The 18,261-nt window shown below is 57.3% G+C and carries 12 protein-coding genes; 6 read left to right on the forward strand and 6 right to left on the reverse strand.

The features are described from left to right. Position 1: 1 nt before the first annotated feature. From H9I52_RS02430 to H9I52_RS02450, 5 genes are all read right to left on the reverse strand, one after another. Positions 2 to 3,433, reverse strand: a complete 3,432-nt coding sequence (locus H9I52_RS02430) for an AAA family ATPase (protein WP_187452497.1) — start codon at positions 3,431 to 3,433, stop codon at positions 2 to 4. 133 nt (positions 3,434 to 3,566) lie between these two features. After that, positions 3,567 to 4,784 (reverse strand): exonuclease SbcCD subunit D C-terminal domain-containing protein, encoded by a 1,218-nt coding sequence (locus H9I52_RS02435; RefSeq protein ID WP_187452498.1) that lies wholly within the window; start codon positions 4,782 to 4,784, stop codon positions 3,567 to 3,569. A gap of 213 nt (positions 4,785 to 4,997) precedes the next feature. Next, on the reverse strand, positions 4,998 to 5,198 hold the full coding sequence (locus tag H9I52_RS02440; RefSeq protein WP_187452499.1) for a hypothetical protein: 201 nt from the start codon (positions 5,196 to 5,198) through the stop codon (positions 4,998 to 5,000). Positions 5,199 to 5,221: 23 nt separating this feature from the next. After that, complete coding sequence (locus tag H9I52_RS02445; RefSeq protein ID WP_187452500.1) at positions 5,222 to 6,598, reverse strand: MBL fold metallo-hydrolase; 1,377 nt, start codon at positions 6,596 to 6,598, stop codon at positions 5,222 to 5,224. A gap of 317 nt (positions 6,599 to 6,915) precedes the next feature. After that, positions 6,916 to 7,401, reverse strand: coding sequence for a hypothetical protein (locus tag H9I52_RS02450; RefSeq protein WP_187452501.1), 486 nt, complete (start codon positions 7,399 to 7,401; stop codon positions 6,916 to 6,918). A 302-nt stretch (positions 7,402 to 7,703) separates the two neighbouring features. Between H9I52_RS02450 and H9I52_RS02455 the strand changes: the two genes are divergently transcribed. Then, positions 7,704 to 9,287 (forward strand): amino acid permease, encoded by a 1,584-nt coding sequence (locus H9I52_RS02455; RefSeq protein ID WP_187452502.1) that lies wholly within the window; start codon positions 7,704 to 7,706, stop codon positions 9,285 to 9,287. Positions 9,288 to 9,383: 96 nt separating this feature from the next. Here H9I52_RS02455 and H9I52_RS02460 read toward each other — a convergent pair whose 3' ends face one another. Continuing rightward, on the reverse strand, positions 9,384 to 9,644 hold the full coding sequence (locus tag H9I52_RS02460) for a DUF2945 domain-containing protein (RefSeq protein ID WP_262385926.1): 261 nt from the start codon (positions 9,642 to 9,644) through the stop codon (positions 9,384 to 9,386). A gap of 156 nt (positions 9,645 to 9,800) precedes the next feature. Between H9I52_RS02460 and H9I52_RS02465 the strand changes: the two genes are divergently transcribed. The 5 genes from H9I52_RS02465 to H9I52_RS02485 all read left to right on the forward strand — a co-directional run bounded on the left by H9I52_RS02465 (position 9,801) and on the right by H9I52_RS02485 (position 18,258). Then, the gene (locus H9I52_RS02465) at positions 9,801 to 12,851 is read left to right on the forward strand and encodes an amidohydrolase family protein (protein ID WP_187452503.1); all 3,051 of its coding nucleotides are present in this window, start codon (positions 9,801 to 9,803) and stop codon (positions 12,849 to 12,851) included. An 81-nt stretch (positions 12,852 to 12,932) separates the two neighbouring features. After that, entirely contained in the window at positions 12,933 to 14,237 is a 1,305-nt protein-coding gene (locus H9I52_RS02470) for an amidohydrolase family protein (protein WP_187452504.1), read from the forward strand. Positions 14,238 to 14,541: 304 nt separating this feature from the next. Then, positions 14,542 to 15,225: a response regulator gene (locus H9I52_RS02475; protein WP_187452505.1), complete on the forward strand. Its 684-nt coding sequence runs from the start codon at positions 14,542 to 14,544 to the stop codon at positions 15,223 to 15,225. A gap of 640 nt (positions 15,226 to 15,865) precedes the next feature. Next, a complete protein-coding gene (locus H9I52_RS02480; RefSeq protein WP_139514198.1) occupies positions 15,866 to 16,078 on the forward strand; it encodes a hypothetical protein in 213 nt (70 codons plus the stop codon). Positions 16,079 to 16,227: 149 nt separating this feature from the next. After that, positions 16,228 to 18,258 (forward strand): RICIN domain-containing protein, encoded by a 2,031-nt coding sequence (locus H9I52_RS02485; protein WP_187452506.1) that lies wholly within the window; start codon positions 16,228 to 16,230, stop codon positions 18,256 to 18,258. Positions 18,259 to 18,261 lie beyond the last annotated feature (3 nt).

Raw genomic sequence — 18,261 nt, forward strand, 5'->3', positions numbered from 1 at the left:
GCTACAATGCTTCGCCGAACCCAACTACCCGCAGTGTGCTTACGCCACCAGCGCCTTTGCGCACGTTGATCTGGGTTGTGACGCGCTCTTTGAGGGCCTCGACGTGCGAAATGATGCCGATCATCTTGCCCGAGCCTTGCAGCATTTCCAGCGCCGACAGTGCAATGTCCAGCGTATCGGGGTCGAGGGTACCGAAGCCTTCGTCGATGAACAGCGTGTCAATCTGCGTTTTGCGTCCTGCCAACTCAGACAACCCCAAGGCCAGCGCCAGGCTCACCAAGAAGCTTTCGCCGCCCGAAAGCGAGTTCATCGAGCGGGCGCTGTCGCCTTGGTAGTGGTCGGTGATGAGCAAATCGAGGTGCTCGTCGGGGTTGCGCGTGATGCGGTAGCGGTCGGTGAGGCGCTGCAAGTGGCGATTGGCCAACTCCACCAAACGGGCCAGCGTGAGGCCCTGCGCAAACTCGCTGAACTTCTTGCCGTCGGCCGAACCGATCAAGTCGGCCAGCTGCCGCCAACGGCGCGCTTCCTGCTGCTGCCCTTCGAGTTGAGCCGCCATTTCGGCGTGCCGCTCCAAACCGCGCTGATGGTCGGTGAGGCGCTGCTGCCGCTGCCCAAGTTGCTGATTAAGGTCAGCAATCAGCTGCCTCGTGACAACTAGCTGACTATCAATGGATTCGATGGGGTCATTTGTCAGCGCGCGCGCCTGTTCCATCTGAAACTGATGTGCGGCTTCCGTCAGGGCCTGTTGGGTGGCGGCTACATCCCGCTCGTGTGCTTGCAGCTGGTCGGCAAGGCGGCGCACTTCCGAATCGGGCAACAGCAGCGTTGCCAGTGCAGTGGGGTCAGGCGTGAGGCCCGCGGTTTGAAGATTGGTGACCAGCGCCGCGTACTGCTGCTCGCGTTCCTGTTGGCGCCGCGCCGCATCCTGCTGCCGCTGGCGCAGCTGCTCGTCGGTACGAGCCAAGCGGTTTTCGTGCTCCTGAACTTGTCGCTCCGCTTGTTGCAAGAGCGCGTCGGCTTGCTGCACGGCCGCGGCCAGTTCCCGGAAAGCCTGCGCCACGTCGGGGCCCGCGTAAAGTGCCTGGCGCTTCGCTTTTTGCTGCTGAATCGCGGTGTGCTTTTCAACAATGTCGTGCTTGTGCTCGCGCAGCCACTGGTTGGTTTCGGTGTGCGATTTGGTTAGTTCCTCCAACCGGATCTGGTTCTCGTCCCGCTGCTTTTCGACGGTCGCCTGCGCGAGTTTCTTTTGCTCAAAATCGGCAATCAGCTGTTTGCAGCGCTCTACCAGTGCCCGCCCGTTTTCGCCATTGAAGGTCAGGCCAAAGCTGCTCAGAAGGCTGGTAATCGGCTCCTTAACCACCGGAACACGTTCTTCAGCGTCGCGTAAGCCAGCCGCAATCTTGGCCGCATCCGCTTGATAGTCTTGCTGTTGCAGTTGGAAAGATGCCTGCTGGCTAATAGCCTGTGTCAGAGCCACTTCTGCGGCGGCGTGTTGCTGGTCCAGCTCCCGAAGCTGCTGCACGATGCTTTTTACTTCGTCGGCCGCTGCTTTCTCTTCCGATTCGGGCAGGAGAGGGATGGTTGCCGGCGGCGTATCCGCGAGTTGGCCGCCCGCTTGTTCGAGCATGCCTACGTATGTGGACGCCCGATTCAGACGGGCATTCAAGGCGCGCACGCGCTGACTGAGTTCTTCTTCGCGCTGTTGGTCGCGCTGCAACGATTCCTCGCTCACGCCCAGTAAGCCCGCGGCAAACGGGTGCTCGGTAGCGCCGCACACGGGGCACGGCTCGCCCGGCGACAGGAGTTGGCGGGTTTCGGTGTGCGACAGAATAAGCTGTTGGAGCGAATTGGAGCGGCGCAAATCATCCCAATGCTGCTGTTGAGCATCGTATTCGTGCTGCAAACCGGCCGCGTGGTGCTGGAGCCGCCGAAACCATTCGTCGCGCCGCATCGCCGTATCGTGTTGTTGGGCTTTGATATCCGACAGACGTCGTTGCCCAGTAAGTGCCTGTTGCTGGTAACGTTCAGCGGTATTTGCGGCATCCTGAAGCCGGCGCACCGACTCGGCCTGTCGCTGCCGCAACTGGCCTAGTTCGGCTTGCAAGTGATCCCAGTCCTGGAGGTTAGCCGTTAGCTCGGGCAGCGCGTTGGTGAGCTCAGCCAGTTGAGTGTGCTCGCCGAGCCATTTGGCCAACTCCTTCAGCTGCTGCCGAAACGTGTGGGTTTGCTGCGTCAGGTGCTCGAGTTCGGCTTTCTGGCGCTTGCATTGCTCGTTACGCTCGTCGTACTTCTGGCGGTCGGACTGAAGCTGCACCTCTGCTTGGCGCATGAGGCTGTCGAGCTGTTCGGCTTCCCGCAATTTAGGCTCCTGCTCTTGCTGCACGGCCAAGGCAGCCGTCCGGGCTTGGCGCGCAGCCTCGCGGGCCTGCTGGGCCGTGGCTACTTCCGCCTGTAGCTGGGGCAGTTGGTGTTGCAGGCTCTCTGCCTCGCGCAGTAGCTGTTGTATCTGGCCTTCTGCTTGTTGCAACAAAGCCCAAGGCGTTCGGAAGGGCAAGGCCTGCTCGTGGCGCTGCACCTGTTGGCGCACAGGCGCCAGCGTTTCGGCTTCACCGGCCAAGCGGCTCAATTTGCTTTGGCCCTGGTGCTGACGAGCCGTGAGTTCTTCCAGTTTGCGCAGCCAGTTTTGCGCTTCGATAAGGCGTTGTTGCTCCTGGTTGGCAATGGCGAGCTGGGCCTTAAAATCTTGAAGCTCCGTTTCCAACAAGGCCAGTTCCTCTGCCGAAAGCAGCGTAACCCCCGCCATGCCGGCACGCAAGACTTCCACGCGCTGGGCTTCGTCTTTGGCCTTGCGGAAAGCCGCAACGGAGATGTCGGAATACTTGCGCGTGTCCGTGATCTTCTCCAGAAGTTGCGCCCGTTCGCCGGGGCTCGACTTCAGAAACCGTGTAAAATCGCCTTGCGCCAGCAGCACCGAGCGCAGAAACTGCCGGTATTCGAGGCCGCTCAGCTCGGCAACTTTGCCGGGAACCCTGGATTTGTACGTTTCCAGAAAGGGCCACGTCTCTTCTCCGTCTACAATTTGCTGTTCGCTGAGCTCCATTTTCGAGTCCTGCAGCGGACCGTCGGGCTTGCGCCGGGCGCGGTGCTGACCCCACTTGGCGCGGTATACCCGCTCATTGACCTGAAACTCCACTTCCGCCCAACTCTCGCCCGTCCCGTGGCTCATTACCTGCTCCGAGCCGCTGCCGTCGTGGCGTGGCACTTGGCCGTAGAGCGCCAGCGTGATGGCATCGAGAATGGTAGTTTTGCCCGCGCCGGTGGGCCCGGTAATAGCGAATAAGCCCGAGTCGGACAATGGCGAATTGCCAAAGTTGACCTCGTGCTGTCCTCGCAAGGAATTCAGGTTAAAGAAACGGACGCGGAGAATTTTCATGTAAGCGAAGCAGGGTCAACTAACGGGACTCAGAGCCCTTAATGACGTAATATAAGTTATTGATAAATAATTAGTTGTGTAGATATGGGTTTGATTTAGGGCTCGATAAAGCTAAAAACTACAGCCTTGCTGGCTATTCTTCCCGCATCAATTCCAACAACTCGTCAAACGTGCTCAGTAGTTCAGTACGCGACTCTTGGGGCTCATCGTCCAGGCGGCGCTCAAAGACTTCGCGCTCCGTGAAGTCGTCGAGGCCGCGGGTGAGCGGCTCCGGCTCGTCGAGAGGCCGGAGCGTTACGATGCGGAAATGGCGGCGGGCCAGCACCTCCAGCTGCGTACGGTCGAGCAGGTCGATGACTTTCAGAAGTTGCTCAGCTACTTCGAGTTGCGTGAGCTCCGAGCGCACTTCCACATCAATCCAAGCGGGGAGTTGGTAACCCGTATTGTCGTAGGTAGTTAAGTGGTTCAGCACTTCTTCCAGCGAGCCGTGCCACCGGATGAGCCTGCGGGCGCCGGGCACCTCCAGCGTTTCGAGGCTCAGCGAACCGGGCGTGATATCGAGCAAAACGACTTGCTTCGGATGATCGACCTCGGAAAATGAGAGCGGAATAGGGGAGCCCGAGTAGCGAATGTGCTCGCGGCCGCCTACCCGCTGTGGGCGGTGCAAGTGGCCAAGTGCCACATAGTCAAATACTTCTGGGAAATGCTCGGCAGATACTTGCCCCAGGTTGCCGACGTGAATGGTGCGCTCCGAATCGGAGGCGGCCCCACCGGCGGCGTACAGATGGCCCGTAGCCAGCACTGGCAACCCGGCGGCTTTGTGCGCCGCCACTAGCTCTGTGAAGCGGGCGTAATGATCGGCAATGCCCTGTCGGATGCGGATTTCGCGTTCCTCCGCCGACTCGCCCGGCACCGACAGGCGCACGTCGCGGTCGCGCAGAAACGGTACGGCACACACCACCAGACCCGGCTGGTCCTGGGCATCGTTCAGGATAATTACCTGGTCCTCAAAGCAATCGGGAACGCAGCCGACTACGTGCACCCGCAAATGACGCAACAGGCGCGCCGGGGCGTTGAGCGTGGCCGGGGAGTCGTGGTTGCCGCCCACAATCACGATGTCGCGGCAGCTGGTGCCGCGCATGTTCATCAGAAACGAGTAATACAGCTCCAGGGCCGCATTGGAAGGCGAACCCGTATCGAAGACATCGCCGGCCAGCACCAGCACTTCCACGTTCTGCTGGCGCACCGTTTGCACCAGCCACTCCAGAAAGAAGCGGTGCTCGTCGGTGCGCTCGTGGCCACTGATAAAGCGCTGGCCCAAATGCCAGTCGGCGGTATGAAGAACTCGCATAGACTACGAAGATACATCAAGACTCCACACGGCTAGGCATAAGCTTACTATAGTACTTTCGACTCTTGTTGCTTCAAGTTGACTCTACCAAGTGCATTATTAAAGAAAAATAATATACTGAATTGAATGTGACCGCACGGACCTCTTTACTTATTTTCTCTCCATTTTTTCTTCTTAAATAATAAGGATACACCTCGTTAAACTTTTCATAACTTAATTTTCTCGTGCCTTGTATCTTGCTTGAAGGCTGCTTGAAGGCTGCTTGATGGATGCGCTATCAATGTAAATAATACCTGCATCATATTTAGCGGTAAACCATAAAGGTTGTTTATTAATCGTAGGGGTTGTTGCAAATTCTGACGGTTCGCCAGAAAGCTTACCTACTAATTGATTCCAAATTTCGCGGCTGTTCATATTCCGAATTTATAATCATTAATTTAGTGCACAGCCTGCTTCTGAAACTCCGTCACGGCTTCTCCCAAATCGTAGATTTCGGCGTTGGGCAAAGCCGCCTGCAAAATGCTGGCGCCCGCTGCCGAACGGTAGCCGCCCGCGCAATGCACCAAAATGGGCTTGTGAGTAGGCACCTCGTGGGCGCGTTCACGCAATTCAGGCAGCGGAATCAGGTGCGCATCTGCAAAAATGGATTCCTTGGCCTCTGTGCGGTTGCGAATGTCGACGATGGTGAAATCTTCGGGGTGCTCGCGCACGTGCTCGATGTTGGCCAGCGCGCTGGTGGCAGGCAGGTCCCGCGGCGTCAGAAAAGCACCTTTGATGTTGATTTCATACCCGATTTTTGCCGTTTTGCGAATGACCGCATCCAAGGCAATCTGCGAGTCGGCGAGGAGGTAAAACTGCTCCTTCGGCCCAATGATCGAGCCCAGCCAAGTTTCAAACTTGCCACCGTCCTGCAAATTGATGGCACCGCGCAAATGGCCTTCCCGAAACTGCGCGGCAGGGCGGGTGTCGATGATGGGAATGCCGGTTTCCAAATAAGCATCAGGTTGCAGGCGTGGCACAGCCCGAATGCTGTCTTCAAAAGGAAGCGCGCCTTGCTTGTTCAGCACCACGTCGTGGCTGAAGTACTTGGGCATAAAGGGCTGATCTTCCAGCAACACCCGGATAAACTCGTCCTGCGACATGGGCTGTAGGGCGTAGTTGGTTTTTAGCTCCTTTCCGATGGTGCTGTCGAGCTCGGTGCTGGTGGTTTTGCCGCACAGCGAGCCGGGGCCGTGCGCCGGATAAACGCGCGTGGCCGGCGGCAGCGCCATCAGCTTGTTGCGGGTGCTGGCGTAAAGCTGAGCGGCTAGCTGCTCGCGCTGGTGGCCACCAACTGCCTGATCTTCACGCAAATCGGGGCGGCCTACATCGCCTACAAACAAGGTGTCGCCGGTAAATACGGCGCGGGTTTGGGCCATTTCGTCGATCAGCAGCACCGAAATGCTGTCGGGCGAGTGGCCGGGCGTGTTGATGGCGTGCAGCTCAACGGCGCCGAGGTGAATGCGGTCGCCGTCGTCGAAGTTTTTGTGCGGGTACGTAGCTTTTACCAGCTTGCTACAGTAGATGGTAGCATCGGTTTCCTCGGCTATTTCGAGGTGCGAAGAAACAAAATCGGCGTGGGGGTGGGTCTCGATTACTGCGATAATGTCGGCCTCGTGTTCGTCGGCAAAGTCGTAGTAAGGCTGTGGATCGCGGGCCGGATCGATGATGGCTACTTGGCGGCCGCACCGGATGGCATAACTGGCGTGGGCCAAGCCCTTGTCATAAAATTGCTGAATTTGAACCGAGGACGGACTACTAGGCAGGGGGCTCATGGTGATAGGTTGTAGTGGAAGCGTTTGGCTCAGGCAAGTAAAGCCAATGAAGTGGTGCCGAGACCGGGGCAGCCATCGCGGGCGGCTGCCGAACGCATATTCTCAAATATAAGCAAGCAGCGAATGCGATAAGCACAACAGAACGGAGGAAAAGTTATGAATAATTTATAATTAATTGATTATAAGATCATTGTCTATTAGATGATAGGCTTTGTTCCTCATTCTTAGGGCTTGATTTTTACCCGATTTCAGGCTGACAAGCATAAAAAAAGCCCCGGCCTTACGACCGGAGCTTTTCGGAACTGATAGGCGCAGATTTAGCTTTTGGCTTTCTTCTTATCCTTTTTGATTTTAACCTTTCCTTCCTCTTTTCCATCGCGCGGGCCGCGGTTTCCGCCGCGCTCCTCCCGCATTTGGGCGTACTTGGTGTACTGCTCGGCGGTCAGGATTTCTTTGAGTTTCGCGTCCTGTTGGTCGCGCATGGTTTTCATTTCCGTGCGCATGGCTTCACGGTCGGTGCTGGCAGTGGCCTGGCTGCGACGGGCCTGCATTTCCTGGCTTTGGGTGAGCGAAAGTTGACGCACCTTTTCGGTCTGTTCAGCCGTTAAGCCTAGTTGCTGGGTCAGGCGCTGGGCCATGCGGTCGGCGCGCTGCTCTGGGGTTTGTTGGGCGTAGCCACCACCTTGGCGGTTGCCGTATTGGCCCGGTTGGCCGGCGGGTGGAGGAGTAGTCGGGGAAGTTTGAGCGGAAGCTGCACCGGCCGTCAGCGTGACGGCGGCGAGCAACATGAGCATCTTTTTCATGGAGATATTTTTCTGAATGGAATTTGGCGGTTAGATAGAGGCCGCCGCCCAAGGTTTAATGAAGTAAAATTCATCGCTGTTATTTTCTGATCACGGACATAACTGCCTGGCCCCGCTAGTTGCCTGCCCGATGGCCCGTATCCGGCGCAAAGCACGGCTGCCCTTAGCGCTAGGGTGCAACCAATCCGGCGCAGTTGCCTCTTTGGCGCACCATTGCTGATTATCGCCTATATTCGGGCTCTCTGTAACGACTTTCGACTTTCCATACCTCTCACCTTTTTCCTTCTCTCTTTACTTACTGTATGGCAAATATTTTCGCCAAAAAACCGTTGGCCCTGTTGCTGGGGGAGGCCAACTCCACCGGGCACGGTACCCTCAAGCGGACGCTGGGCGCGGGCAACCTCGTGGCGCTGGGCGTGGGCGCCATCATCGGTGCGGGCCTGTTTGTGCGCACCGCCGCTGCCGCCGCGCAGGCTTCGGGGCCGGGCGTGACGCTGGCCTTCATCGTGGCCGCGATCGGCTGCGTGTTCGCGGGCTTGTGCTACGCCGAGTTTGCCGCCATGATCCCGATTGCCGGCTCGGCCTATACCTACGCCTACACCACCATGGGCGAGTTTGTGGCTTGGGTCATCGGCTGGGCGTTGATCATGGAATACGCCCTAGGGGCCGCCACCGTTTCCATTGCCTGGAGCGAATACCTCAACAAGCTCTTAGCGGTCTTCGGGACGAGTATACCGTATAATCTGAGTCACTCGCCCTTCGAAAGTGCCGTTGTCAATGGCGTAACCGAACACGGCATGATCAACCTGCCGGCGCTGCTGGTGATCGTGGCGCTGTCGCTGCTGCTGATCAAAGGCACGCAGGAATCGGCTCTGTTCAACGCCGTAGTGGTGGTGCTGAAAGTGGTGATCGTATTGGTATTCATCGCCGTGGGCTGGCAGTTTGTGAATCCGGCCAACCACACGCCGTATCTGATCCCGGAAAACGCGGAGCCCGTGAAAAACGCGGCCGGCGACATCGTACGCGAATACACGGCCTGGAACAAGCACGGCTGGGGCGGCGTGTTGGGCGGGGCGGCCATCGTGTTCTTCGCCTTCATCGGCTTCGACGCGGTGAGCACGGCGGCCCAGGAGGCCAAAAACCCCAAGCGCGACATGCCCATCGGCATTTTGGGCTCGCTGGCGGTCTGCACCGTGCTCTACATCCTCTTCGGCCACGTGCTGACGGGCGTGGCCAACTGGCGCGAGTTTGCCGACCCGGCCAAGGGCGGCGAGGCTTCCGTCACCTACGCCATCAAGGAGCACATGCCCGGCTACGAGTGGCTGAGCACGGCGGTCACGGTGGCCATTCTGCTGGGCTTTTCGTCCGTAATTCTGGTGATGCTCATGGGCCAGAGCCGCGTGTTCTTCTCCATGGCCAAGGACGGCCTCATGCCAAAGGCGTTTTCGGAGTTGCACCCCAAGTTCCGCACGCCTTACAAGTCGAACATCGCACTGCTCATTTTCGTGGGGGCGTTCGCCGCCTTCGTACCCGGCTCGCTGGCCGGCGACCTGACCTCGTTCGGTACCCTGCTGGCCTTCGTGCTGGTCTCGGCCGGCGTGTGGATCATGCGCCGCTCCGACCCCGCGCAGCCCCGCCCGTTCCGGGCGCCGCTCTCGTCACCGGTGTTCCCCTTCGTGCCGATTATGGGTATTCTGGTGTGTACCCTTATGATTTTGGCTCTTGACGCGTTCACGCTGAAGGTGGCTATAGGATGGATGTTGCTCGGCTTCATCGTGTATTTCATCTATGGGCGCAAAAACAGCAAGCTGCAACAAGGCGTGGTGGTAGTGCCCGAGGAAATGGACGAGCAGGCGTTCATTGAGCCCGATGTACATAACCGCTAACCAGTAATGCGGCACCGCCGCTCAGCTAACTGAAAAAGCTCCACCAGCCTCTGCTGGTGGAGCTTTTTTATGTTGTTGATTATCAATTAGTTGTATTTATTTCTTCGTGGCGGCTTTTACCTCACTTTGCAGCTTGATGACGCGATCGCCGTTGTCTTGCACAATGACGAAAGCCGGATTGTCGGCGGTGCCGTTGCGGGTGATGTCGCTGCCTTTGAGCTTGCGCGTGACGGCTTCTTTGTGCACTTCCTCAATTTTGCCGGTGGCGGTGCCGGTGCCGTATTTCCAGGTGACTTGTGTGCCTTTGCGCATGGCGTGGGGGTGGGGATTGAAGCAGTGGCTGACAATAATGAACATACTGCTGCAAAGGCCGAAATGTTGAGGTAAAATCGAGCGCTCCGGTACTAGGCAGCCTGGTTTCTTTGGGTACATTTGGGAGCGAGCCTTTGCATGGTCCCATTTATTCTGCTTAACGTCTCCTTTTGTCAGCACTTTTACCCAAACTCAATGCACATGAATCTGCGCCAGCTGGGGCTGGCTACCGGGCTATTCGGGCTTAGCCTGGGTGCGTACGCCCAGCCCTCGACGTACCCGCGCAACGGCGTTTACGATCAGCGGCCGGGCCTGTACGCTTTCACGCACGCCACGATCTTCACGGACTACAAAACCCGGCTCAACGACGCGACGCTGCTCATCCGCGATGGCAAAGTGGAGGCCGTAGGCCCAAACGTAAAAGTGCCCGCCGGTGCCGTCGTCACCGATCTGAAAGGCAAGTACATCTACCCCGGCTTCGTCGATCTGTACGCCAGTTACGGCCTGCCGGAAGTAAAACCCGCCGAACGCCGCAGCCGCCGCGACCGCGATCCGCAGTTTGAAAGCCAGAAAACCGGCGCTTATGACTGGAATCAGGCTGTGCACCCGGAAGTGGCTGCTGCTGAGTCATTTAAGGTAAACAATGACCAAGCCGACGTTTACCGCAAACTAGGCTTCGGAACTGTGCTTACCCAAGCGCCCGACGGTATTGTGCGCGGCACGGCGGCATTGGTGACGCTCAACACCAACCGTAAGGAGAACGAAGTGGTGCTTCTTGATCGGGCGGCGGCCGGGTTTTCGTTCGACAAAGGCTCTTCCACGCAAGATTATCCGGGCTCGCTAATGGGCAGCATTGCCCTGCTGCGCCAGACGTTTCTGGACGCCGACTGGAACCAACGCAACCCGGCCAAGGAGCAAAACTTGTCGTTGCGGGCCTTCAATCAGCAGCGCCAATTGCCGCAGATTTTCGAGGTGCGCGACAAACTCAGCGCCCTGCGCGCCGACAGAGTGGGCGATGAGTTTGGTATTCAATACATTATCAAGGGCCATGGCGACGAATACCAGCGTTTGCAGGACGTTCAGGCCACCAAAGCGCCCATTATCGTCAGCCTCAATTTCCCCGATGCCTACAACGTCGACGACGTGTACGACGCCTCGCGCGTACCGCTCGAAGACCTGAAGCACTGGGAAATGGCGCCCGCCAACGCCGCCATACTGGCCAAAGCTGGGGTACCGTTTGTGCTGTCGGCCGCCGACCTGAAGGACAAGAAGAAATTCCTGCCCAATCTGAAAAAAGCCATCAAATACGGTCTCACTGAGGAGCAGGCGCTGAAAGCCCTCACGGCCACGCCCGCTGAACTCATCAAGGCGCAAAACCAAGTCGGGAACCTGAAGCCCGGCGCTACGGCCAACTTTCTGGTCTGCACCACGCGCATTTTTGCCGATGATAACGTGCTGCTGGACAACTGGGTACAAGGCGAGCGCTACCAGCTCAGCCAGCTTCCCGCTGATTACCGCGGCGTGTACACCCTGAAGGTTGGTAACCAACCCGACGTGCATATGGTGGTAGCCGGCAAGCCCGAAACGCCGGAGCTGCGCGTGCTGCTGGCGCCCAAAGATTCGGTGCGCGGCACCATTGCCGTATCCGGCGATCTGGCCACGATCGTGTACAATCCGACGCCCAAAAGTAAAGGCACCGCCGTACGGCTAAGTGGCTTCTACACAGCCGATAACCGCACCTTTCAAGGCGACGGGCAGCTGGCCGATGCCAGCCAGGTGAAGTGGTCGGCAAAGCGGCTTGAGGAGGCTAGCCGGGCCGCGCGCCGCGATTCGGCCAAAGCCCCGGAGCCCGTACAACTAGGTCAGATGATGTTCCCGTTTGTGGCTTTTGGTCGGGCAGAAGTACCTCAGCAAGAAACCGTTGTGATCAAAAACGCAACTGTTTGGACGAGTGAGAAGGAAGGCAAGCTCGAAAACACCGACGTGCTGCTGCAAAACGGCAAAATCGCCAAAATCGGGAAGAACCTGGCCGTGCCGAAAGGGGGCCGCAGCATCGACGGTACCGGCAAGCACCTCGCGCCGGGTATCATCGACGAGCACTCGCACATTGCCATTGCCGAAGGTGTAAACGAAGGCACCCAAGCCGTGACCTCGGAAGTGCGCGTGGGCGATGTGATTGATCCTGAGGATATTGACGTGTACCGCGATCTGGCGGGCGGCGTAGTGGCTTCGCAGCTCCTGCACGGCTCAGCCAACCCCATCGGCGGACAGTCGGCCCTAATCAAGCTGCGCTGGGGCATGGGCCCCGAGCAGATGAAAATCCAGGATGCGCCGGGCTTCATCAAGTTTGCCTTGGGCGAAAATGTGAAGCAGTCGAACGCCGGCGAACGCAACGTGTTGCGCTTCCCGCAGTCGCGCATGGGCGTAGAGCAGGTGTTTGTGGATGCATTTACGCGGGCCAAGGAATACGAAAAAGATTGGGCCGCTTACAACAAACTCTCGAAAGCCAAACAGAAGAAAACCGAAGCGCCCCGCCGCGACCTGGAGTTGGACGCGTTGGTGGAAATCCTGAACGGCAAGCGCAACATCACCTGCCACAGCTACGTGCAGAGTGAAATCAACATGCTGCTGAACGTGTCGGACCGGATGGGATTCAAAGTCAATACGTTAACGCACATTCTGGAAGGCTACAAAGTAGCCGATAAGATGAAGGCGCACGGCGTAAACGCCAGCACATTCTCGGACTGGTGGGCTTATAAAAATGAGGTGCGCGATGCCATTCCGTACAACGCGGCCATTATGCACGACGCCGGCCTGAACGTGGCCATCAACTCCGACGATGCCGAAATGTCGCGCCGCCTAAACCAGGAAGCCGCCAAAACGGTGAAATACGGCGGTTTGTCGGAGGAAGAAGCCCTGAAGCTGGTCACGATTAACCCCGCCAAAATGCTGCATTTGGAATCGCACATGGGCTCCATCAAGGAAGGCAAAGATGCGGATGTGGTGCTGTGGAGCGCTGATCCGTTGAGCATCTACGCGCGTGCTGAACGCACTTTTGTAGACGGCCGCCAATTTTTCGACCTCGAAAGCGACCAGAAAATGCGCGATGACCTGAAGCGCGAACGGCTGCGCATCGTGCAGAAGATGCTGGATGCCAAGAAGTCTGGTGCGCCCACCCAAACGCCCGTCGCCCGCGCCACCGGTCATTTCCACTGCGACACCATGGGCGAAGAAAAAGACCTGGATCAGTAACTAGAGCTAAAAGCTCCCCTCCTTAAAAAAGAAGGGAGACTGCTTTAGAATCAAAATTTGTAGAAGCATAAAATATTGATAATGAAACACATACTGTTTTCATTGGCTTTGCTTACCGCCGTTCCGGCTTTCGCGCAGGTGCCCATTCCGGCGGCGCCTCAGAGCAAGCCGATGCTGCTGCTGGGCGGTACATTGCACGTCGGCAACGGCACGGTCATTCCGGATGCGGCCGTGGCGTTCGAAAAAGGCCGCATCGTGTATGCCGGTGCGCAGGGCGGTTTCGGGCAAGACCGCGGCGCGTATCAGGTGGTGGATGTGAAGGGCCAGGAAATCTATCCGGGCCTTATTCTCCCTAACACTACGCTGGGTCTCACGGAAGTAGAGTCCATTCGGGCTACCGTAGACGAGCAGGAAGTGGGCACGTTCAACCCTAACGTGCGCGCGTTGGTCGCCTACAACACCGACTCCGACATCTTGCCTACCGTGCGTACCAACGGCGTCCTGCTGGCGCAGGTAACGCCGCGCGGCGGCGTCATTTCGGGGCAGAGCAGCGTCGTGCAGCTCGATGCTTGGAACTGGCAGGACGCCGCCGTAAAAGCCGACGACGGCTTGCACGTCAACTGGCCGCCGCTGCTCGTGCGCCTCAATCCGGCCGAAGATGCGCAAGCGTTTGAGCGTCGCGAGAAAGCCCGGCAGCAGCAACTCCGCGACCTGGAGCAACTGCTGAGCGAAGCCTCGGCTTACCGCAAACTACCCGCTGGGCGCAAGGAAAACCTGCGGCTAACGGCGCTGAGCGGCTTGTTCGACGGTTCCAAGACCATGTTCGTTCACGCCGACGACGGCAAGGAAATCATTGAGGCCGTGCGCTTTGCCAAGCAGCAAGGCGTGCAGAAAATAGCCGTGGTTGGCGCCCGGGACGCTTGGATGATGCTGGATTTTCTGAAGCAAAACGACATCGCAGTCGTTCTGTCGCGCATTCACGCGTTGCCGCGCCGCGCCGGCGACGATTATGATTTGCCCTACAAGCTGCCCAGCTTGTTGCAACAAGCTGGCATTCGCTATTGCCTTGACTATGAAGGTAGTATGGAAACCGCTGGATCGCGCAACTTGGCGTTTATTGCCGGCACCGCCGCCGGCCACGGCCTGACCAAAGAGCAAGCCCTGACGGCCGTAACGCTCAGCACGGCCCAGATTTTGGGCCTAGACAAAGATTTCGGCAGCCTGGAAGCTGGCAAAAGCGCTACGCTCGTCGTGAGCAGCGGCGACCTGCTCGACATGCGTACCAACAACGTGACCCAAGCCTACATCGATGGCCGCGCATTCAGCCTCGACAACAAGCAGCTTTACCTCAACAAAAAGTTTCGCGGCAAGTACGGTTTAAAGTAAACACAGCCCTTTGTCAGCCTCAAAAAGCCGCTTCCTGAAAGGAGCGGCTTTTTTGGGCAGTGAATATTGTGTAAAATGCTTTAAATCAAGAAGATAAATACAATTAAGCTTAATTATATAAGCTCAACAGTAGCGCTTTTGTTAAGGAAAATCCTTCAAAAGCTTATACGATTATTGTATCTTTCCATTCCGCCCAAAACGGAAAAATAATAAGGCGCTGAGCTTGGATAAACTACTCAAGAAGCTTTTGCCTTTGGAGTACGACTTCTTGCGTTGCTGCTAGTACTGTTTAAAGCCGTATTCTATGAGTGATTTGTTACCTACTGCAACTGGTATTCCCGTGCGTGTCCTCATTGTCGATGACCATCCGTTGGTAATTGAGGGGGTTAAAATGCTTCTTAAGCAAGAGTCTGATATTGAAATAGTTGCGCAAGCAGAAAGCGGCTTGGAAGCCCTGCAAAAGCTAAAGCAGGACCCAGAAATAACCGTTGCGCTGGTCGATTTGAACATGCCGGAGATGTCGGGCGTGGAACTGACCCAAGCCATTCGGGAGCAGGCGCCGCAAGTGCGCGTGCTGGTGCTGAGCATGACCCACGATCATGCTTCTGTGACGGAAGTACTCGAAGCGGGCGGCTCAGGCTACGTATTAAAAAACACGACCCGCGAAGAACTGGGCGAAGCCATCCGGCAGATTGTGGCGGGCCGCACGTTTTTTAGCCGCGAAGTAGGCGCAACGCTGCTACAGAATTACGAGCTGGCCTCGTTGCGGCTGCCGCCGCGTGAAGAAGTACCGGTCTCGCTTACCACCCGCGAACGCGAGATTCTCAAACTTATCGCCCAGGAGTACTCCAACTACCACATTGCCGAAACGCTCTTCATAAGCGAGCGCACCGTCGAGACCCACCGCAAGAACATTCTGACCAAGACCAACTCGAAATCGGTGGTGGGCCTGATTCAGTATGCCATGCGTCATAAGCTCATCAGTTAAGCCGTCTCGGCGCTCCTTTACAGACGAGCCGAAAATTGACTAAAACCAAGACCGAATAGCCGCAGTTCTATATATAGGGCTGCGGTTTTTGTTTTTGCCGATTGCTCGTATGACGCTGCCTAATCGCGTTTAGGCTAATGGCCCTCGCTGGGTCCGTTATCTCGAGCACGCAAAATATTTGGGGCTTGCAACAACGCACCCACGGTTGCGGGCACTCCAGCTTAGCCGCATTGCCTTTTTATGTGTTTGATGGAGTTTGGAAGCAATGGTGTAAAATATTGACAATCAAAATATTGTAAATATATATTGCTTATATTATATGCTTGCTGGCAACGCCGGAGCGATTGGGTGCAGCCAGTGAGGTGCAAAGGGGGCGAGCTAGCAAGAATCTGCTCTACCGAAGAAGTTATCCGTGCTAATACGGATGCCGTGCTCAGTGCTGCCGCGGACATTGATTCAGGGGTAATACGTATTTACATTTTAATAAGAAAAAATTTACCTTTATATCATACAAGCAAATGGTAATATCTTTACATTTGTTCAGATCGAATTAGTACTTAGTTAATGAAAATTTGTCCTTTTAACTTCTGAGATCTTTTACCCGTTTCGCCCATCGTTCACACTCTAACTGAAAACAAGCATGGCTTCAAAAATCCTCTCCTTCATTGTGCACGTGCCCGGTATGGTTCCTGGCGCATATCCTGCAGTTCCAACTGCCGCTCCAGCCAAACCCGTGGAACGCAAAGCTGAATCTAAGTCGGGCAACACGTCCAGCACGGCTGGTGGCCACTTCGCGGCCATCTACGAAAATGATCGTTTTGTTCGCTTCAAGTATATCAGCAACAATGCATAAACTCTACTAAACCATTGAGTTAATCCTCATACGCAGACGCCGTACTCATCTGACGAGATGAAGTACGGCGTCTGCTCTTTTGTAGGCCGGGGTAGCCCATCGGTTCAGATTTGGGCTAACTTGCCGCCGGTACCATCCGTTTTGCGTGCATGAATCATTCGCTTTTCCGGTCGCTGTTTCTTCTGTTCGTCCTTCTGACCACCGGGCCGCTACAGGCCCAGCAGGTCGATTTTACCATCGACGAATCTGCGTGGTACGGCATCATTGCCCGCAGCAGTGGCCTTTCGCTGGACGTTACCAACTCTTCGGCGGAAGCGGGCGCCGCCACGGTGCAGTGGGAGTTTACGCATTCGCCCAGCCAGCAGTGGCGCTTCGTGCGGGTTACGCCGGGCAGCGTATTCTTCCGAATTGAGGCCAAAAACAGCGGCAAATGCCTTACTTCTGAAGGGCCGGCCGAAAATGCTGCGCTAGTGCAGCGTCCTTGGTCAGGTAGCTTGTACCAACAGTGGGCGCTGGTGCCCGCCGGCCCGATGGGCAGCTTACAGCTGGTAAGCCGCGGCAACGATAAATGTGCCGCCATCGCTACGGCCGACAAGGCCAACGGGACGCCCGTGGTATCGCAGAAGCCGGCAAACCGAGCGACGCAGCAATGGCGCTTGTTTAAGCTGCGCCTCACCGTCGATGGTAGTCAGTACGGCACGCCCGAAGCGCTCTCGGCGGTAAGTACGCCCGGCAACGAGCTGCAACCCGTCATTACACCCGATAACCGCACGCTGTACCTGACGCGTACAAAGTACACCGGCAACACCGAAGGCAACACCGATTCCGGCGACATCTGGGTAAGCACCACCGCCGACAATGGCAAGACCTGGGGCCCCGCCACCCGCCTCGACGCGCTCAACACGCCCCAAAACAACGGCGTGATGGCTGTCGTGGGCAATGGCAACACGCTGGTGGTGCGCGGCACGTACGAACGCGACGGCTCTTTCCGAGACGAAGGCGTGTCACAAGTCGCCCGCAACGCCAAGGGGAAAGCCGCCGTGCCGCAACCTCTTGATATTGAGAACTATTACTCGGCGGGTACGGCCACTACATTCTTTCAGACCCCGGACGAGAAGGTACTGCTCCTGTCATTAGAACGTGCTGATTCACAAGGTCTTAACGATTTGTACGTTAGTTTGCCTGCCGGCGATGGTTCCTGGACTGAGCCGCGCAGCTTGGGAAGCGTAGTCAATTCGCCGGGCTTTGAGTTTGCGCCGTGGCTTTCGCCCGATGGCAAAAGGTTGTATTTCTCGTCGTATGGGCACGCGGGCTACGGCAGCGCCGACATATTCGTGAGCAATCGTCTGGACGAATCTTGGACCAACTGGAGCGAGCCGCGCAACTTGGGTGCGCCCATCAACGGGGCCGGATTCGACGCATATTTCATTCTCGAACCCAACGGCAAGCATGCTTTCTTTGCCTCCAGCCGCACGCCCAACGGCCCTACCGACCTGTACCGCGCCGAAGTAGGAGTGGCCCCGGTGGTGGCGCCCGCCGATACGGCCAAGCCTGCAGCGCCGCCCGTGGCGGTGCGCACGTTGCTGACGGGGCATGTGCTGGACGCCGGTACGCGCAAACCCATCGCGGCGGAAGTAAAAGTGGTTCGCCTCGGCGACAACATCGTTTTTAATGCTACGGCCCGCAGCGAGCCATCGGGCGGTAATTTCCAGTTCTCCTTGCCCGCCGGCCAATACCGAATTACGGCCATCAGCGGAGGTTTCCTGACGGCTACCGACACCGTTAGGATGGTGGGCTCGGTTAGCCGCGACTTGTTGCTGGTGCCGGCGGCCGTTGGGTCGCGGCTGGAGCTGCCGACGCTGATTTTCGCCCAGGGCAAGTACGACTTGTTGCCGGCTTCTTACAGCGAGCTCAACCGCTTGGCGCGCACCCTGATCGACAACCCTGCGGTGAACATTCGGCTGGAAGGCCACACCGACAACGTAGGGCCCGCCGACAAAAATCTGAAGCTCTCGGAAGATCGCGTAGCCGAAGTAAAGCGCTACCTCGTGACCCGCGGCATCGGCGAAAACCGCATCACAACCGTCGGCTACGGCGGCTCGAAACCACGCGCCAGCAACGCCCGCGAGGAAACCCGCCGCCTCAACCGGCGCGTAGAGTTTACGATTACGAACAGATAAACC

Source organism: Hymenobacter sp. BT491 (assembly GCF_014349165.1).
Classification (GTDB): Bacteria; Bacteroidota; Bacteroidia; order Cytophagales; family Hymenobacteraceae; genus Hymenobacter; species Hymenobacter jejuensis.

What these genes read in the sequence shown, in the direction of transcription:
- H9I52_RS02430 (WP_187452497.1), bottom strand. Translation starts at nt 3,433, where the DNA reads ATGAAAATTCTCCGCGTCCGTTTCTTTAACCTGAATTCCTTGCGAGGA.
- H9I52_RS02435 (WP_187452498.1), bottom strand. Translation starts at nt 4,784, where the DNA reads ATGCGAGTTCTTCATACCGCCGACTGGCATTTGGGCCAGCGCTTTATC.
- H9I52_RS02440 (WP_187452499.1), bottom strand. Translation starts at nt 5,198, where the DNA reads ATGAACAGCCGCGAAATTTGGAATCAATTAGTAGGTAAGCTTTCTGGC.
- H9I52_RS02445 (WP_187452500.1), bottom strand. Translation starts at nt 6,598, where the DNA reads ATGAGCCCCCTGCCTAGTAGTCCGTCCTCGGTTCAAATTCAGCAATTT.
- H9I52_RS02450 (WP_187452501.1), bottom strand. Translation starts at nt 7,401, where the DNA reads ATGAAAAAGATGCTCATGTTGCTCGCCGCCGTCACGCTGACGGCCGGT.
- H9I52_RS02455 (WP_187452502.1), top strand. Translation starts at nt 7,704, where the DNA reads ATGGCAAATATTTTCGCCAAAAAACCGTTGGCCCTGTTGCTGGGGGAG.
- H9I52_RS02460 (WP_262385926.1), bottom strand. Translation starts at nt 9,644, where the DNA reads ATGTTCATTATTGTCAGCCACTGCTTCAATCCCCACCCCCACGCCATG.
- H9I52_RS02465 (WP_187452503.1), top strand. Translation starts at nt 9,801, where the DNA reads ATGAATCTGCGCCAGCTGGGGCTGGCTACCGGGCTATTCGGGCTTAGC.
- H9I52_RS02470 (WP_187452504.1), top strand. Translation starts at nt 12,933, where the DNA reads ATGAAACACATACTGTTTTCATTGGCTTTGCTTACCGCCGTTCCGGCT.
- H9I52_RS02475 (WP_187452505.1), top strand. Translation starts at nt 14,542, where the DNA reads ATGAGTGATTTGTTACCTACTGCAACTGGTATTCCCGTGCGTGTCCTC.
- H9I52_RS02480 (WP_139514198.1), top strand. Translation starts at nt 15,866, where the DNA reads ATGGCTTCAAAAATCCTCTCCTTCATTGTGCACGTGCCCGGTATGGTT.
- H9I52_RS02485 (WP_187452506.1), top strand. Translation starts at nt 16,228, where the DNA reads ATGAATCATTCGCTTTTCCGGTCGCTGTTTCTTCTGTTCGTCCTTCTG.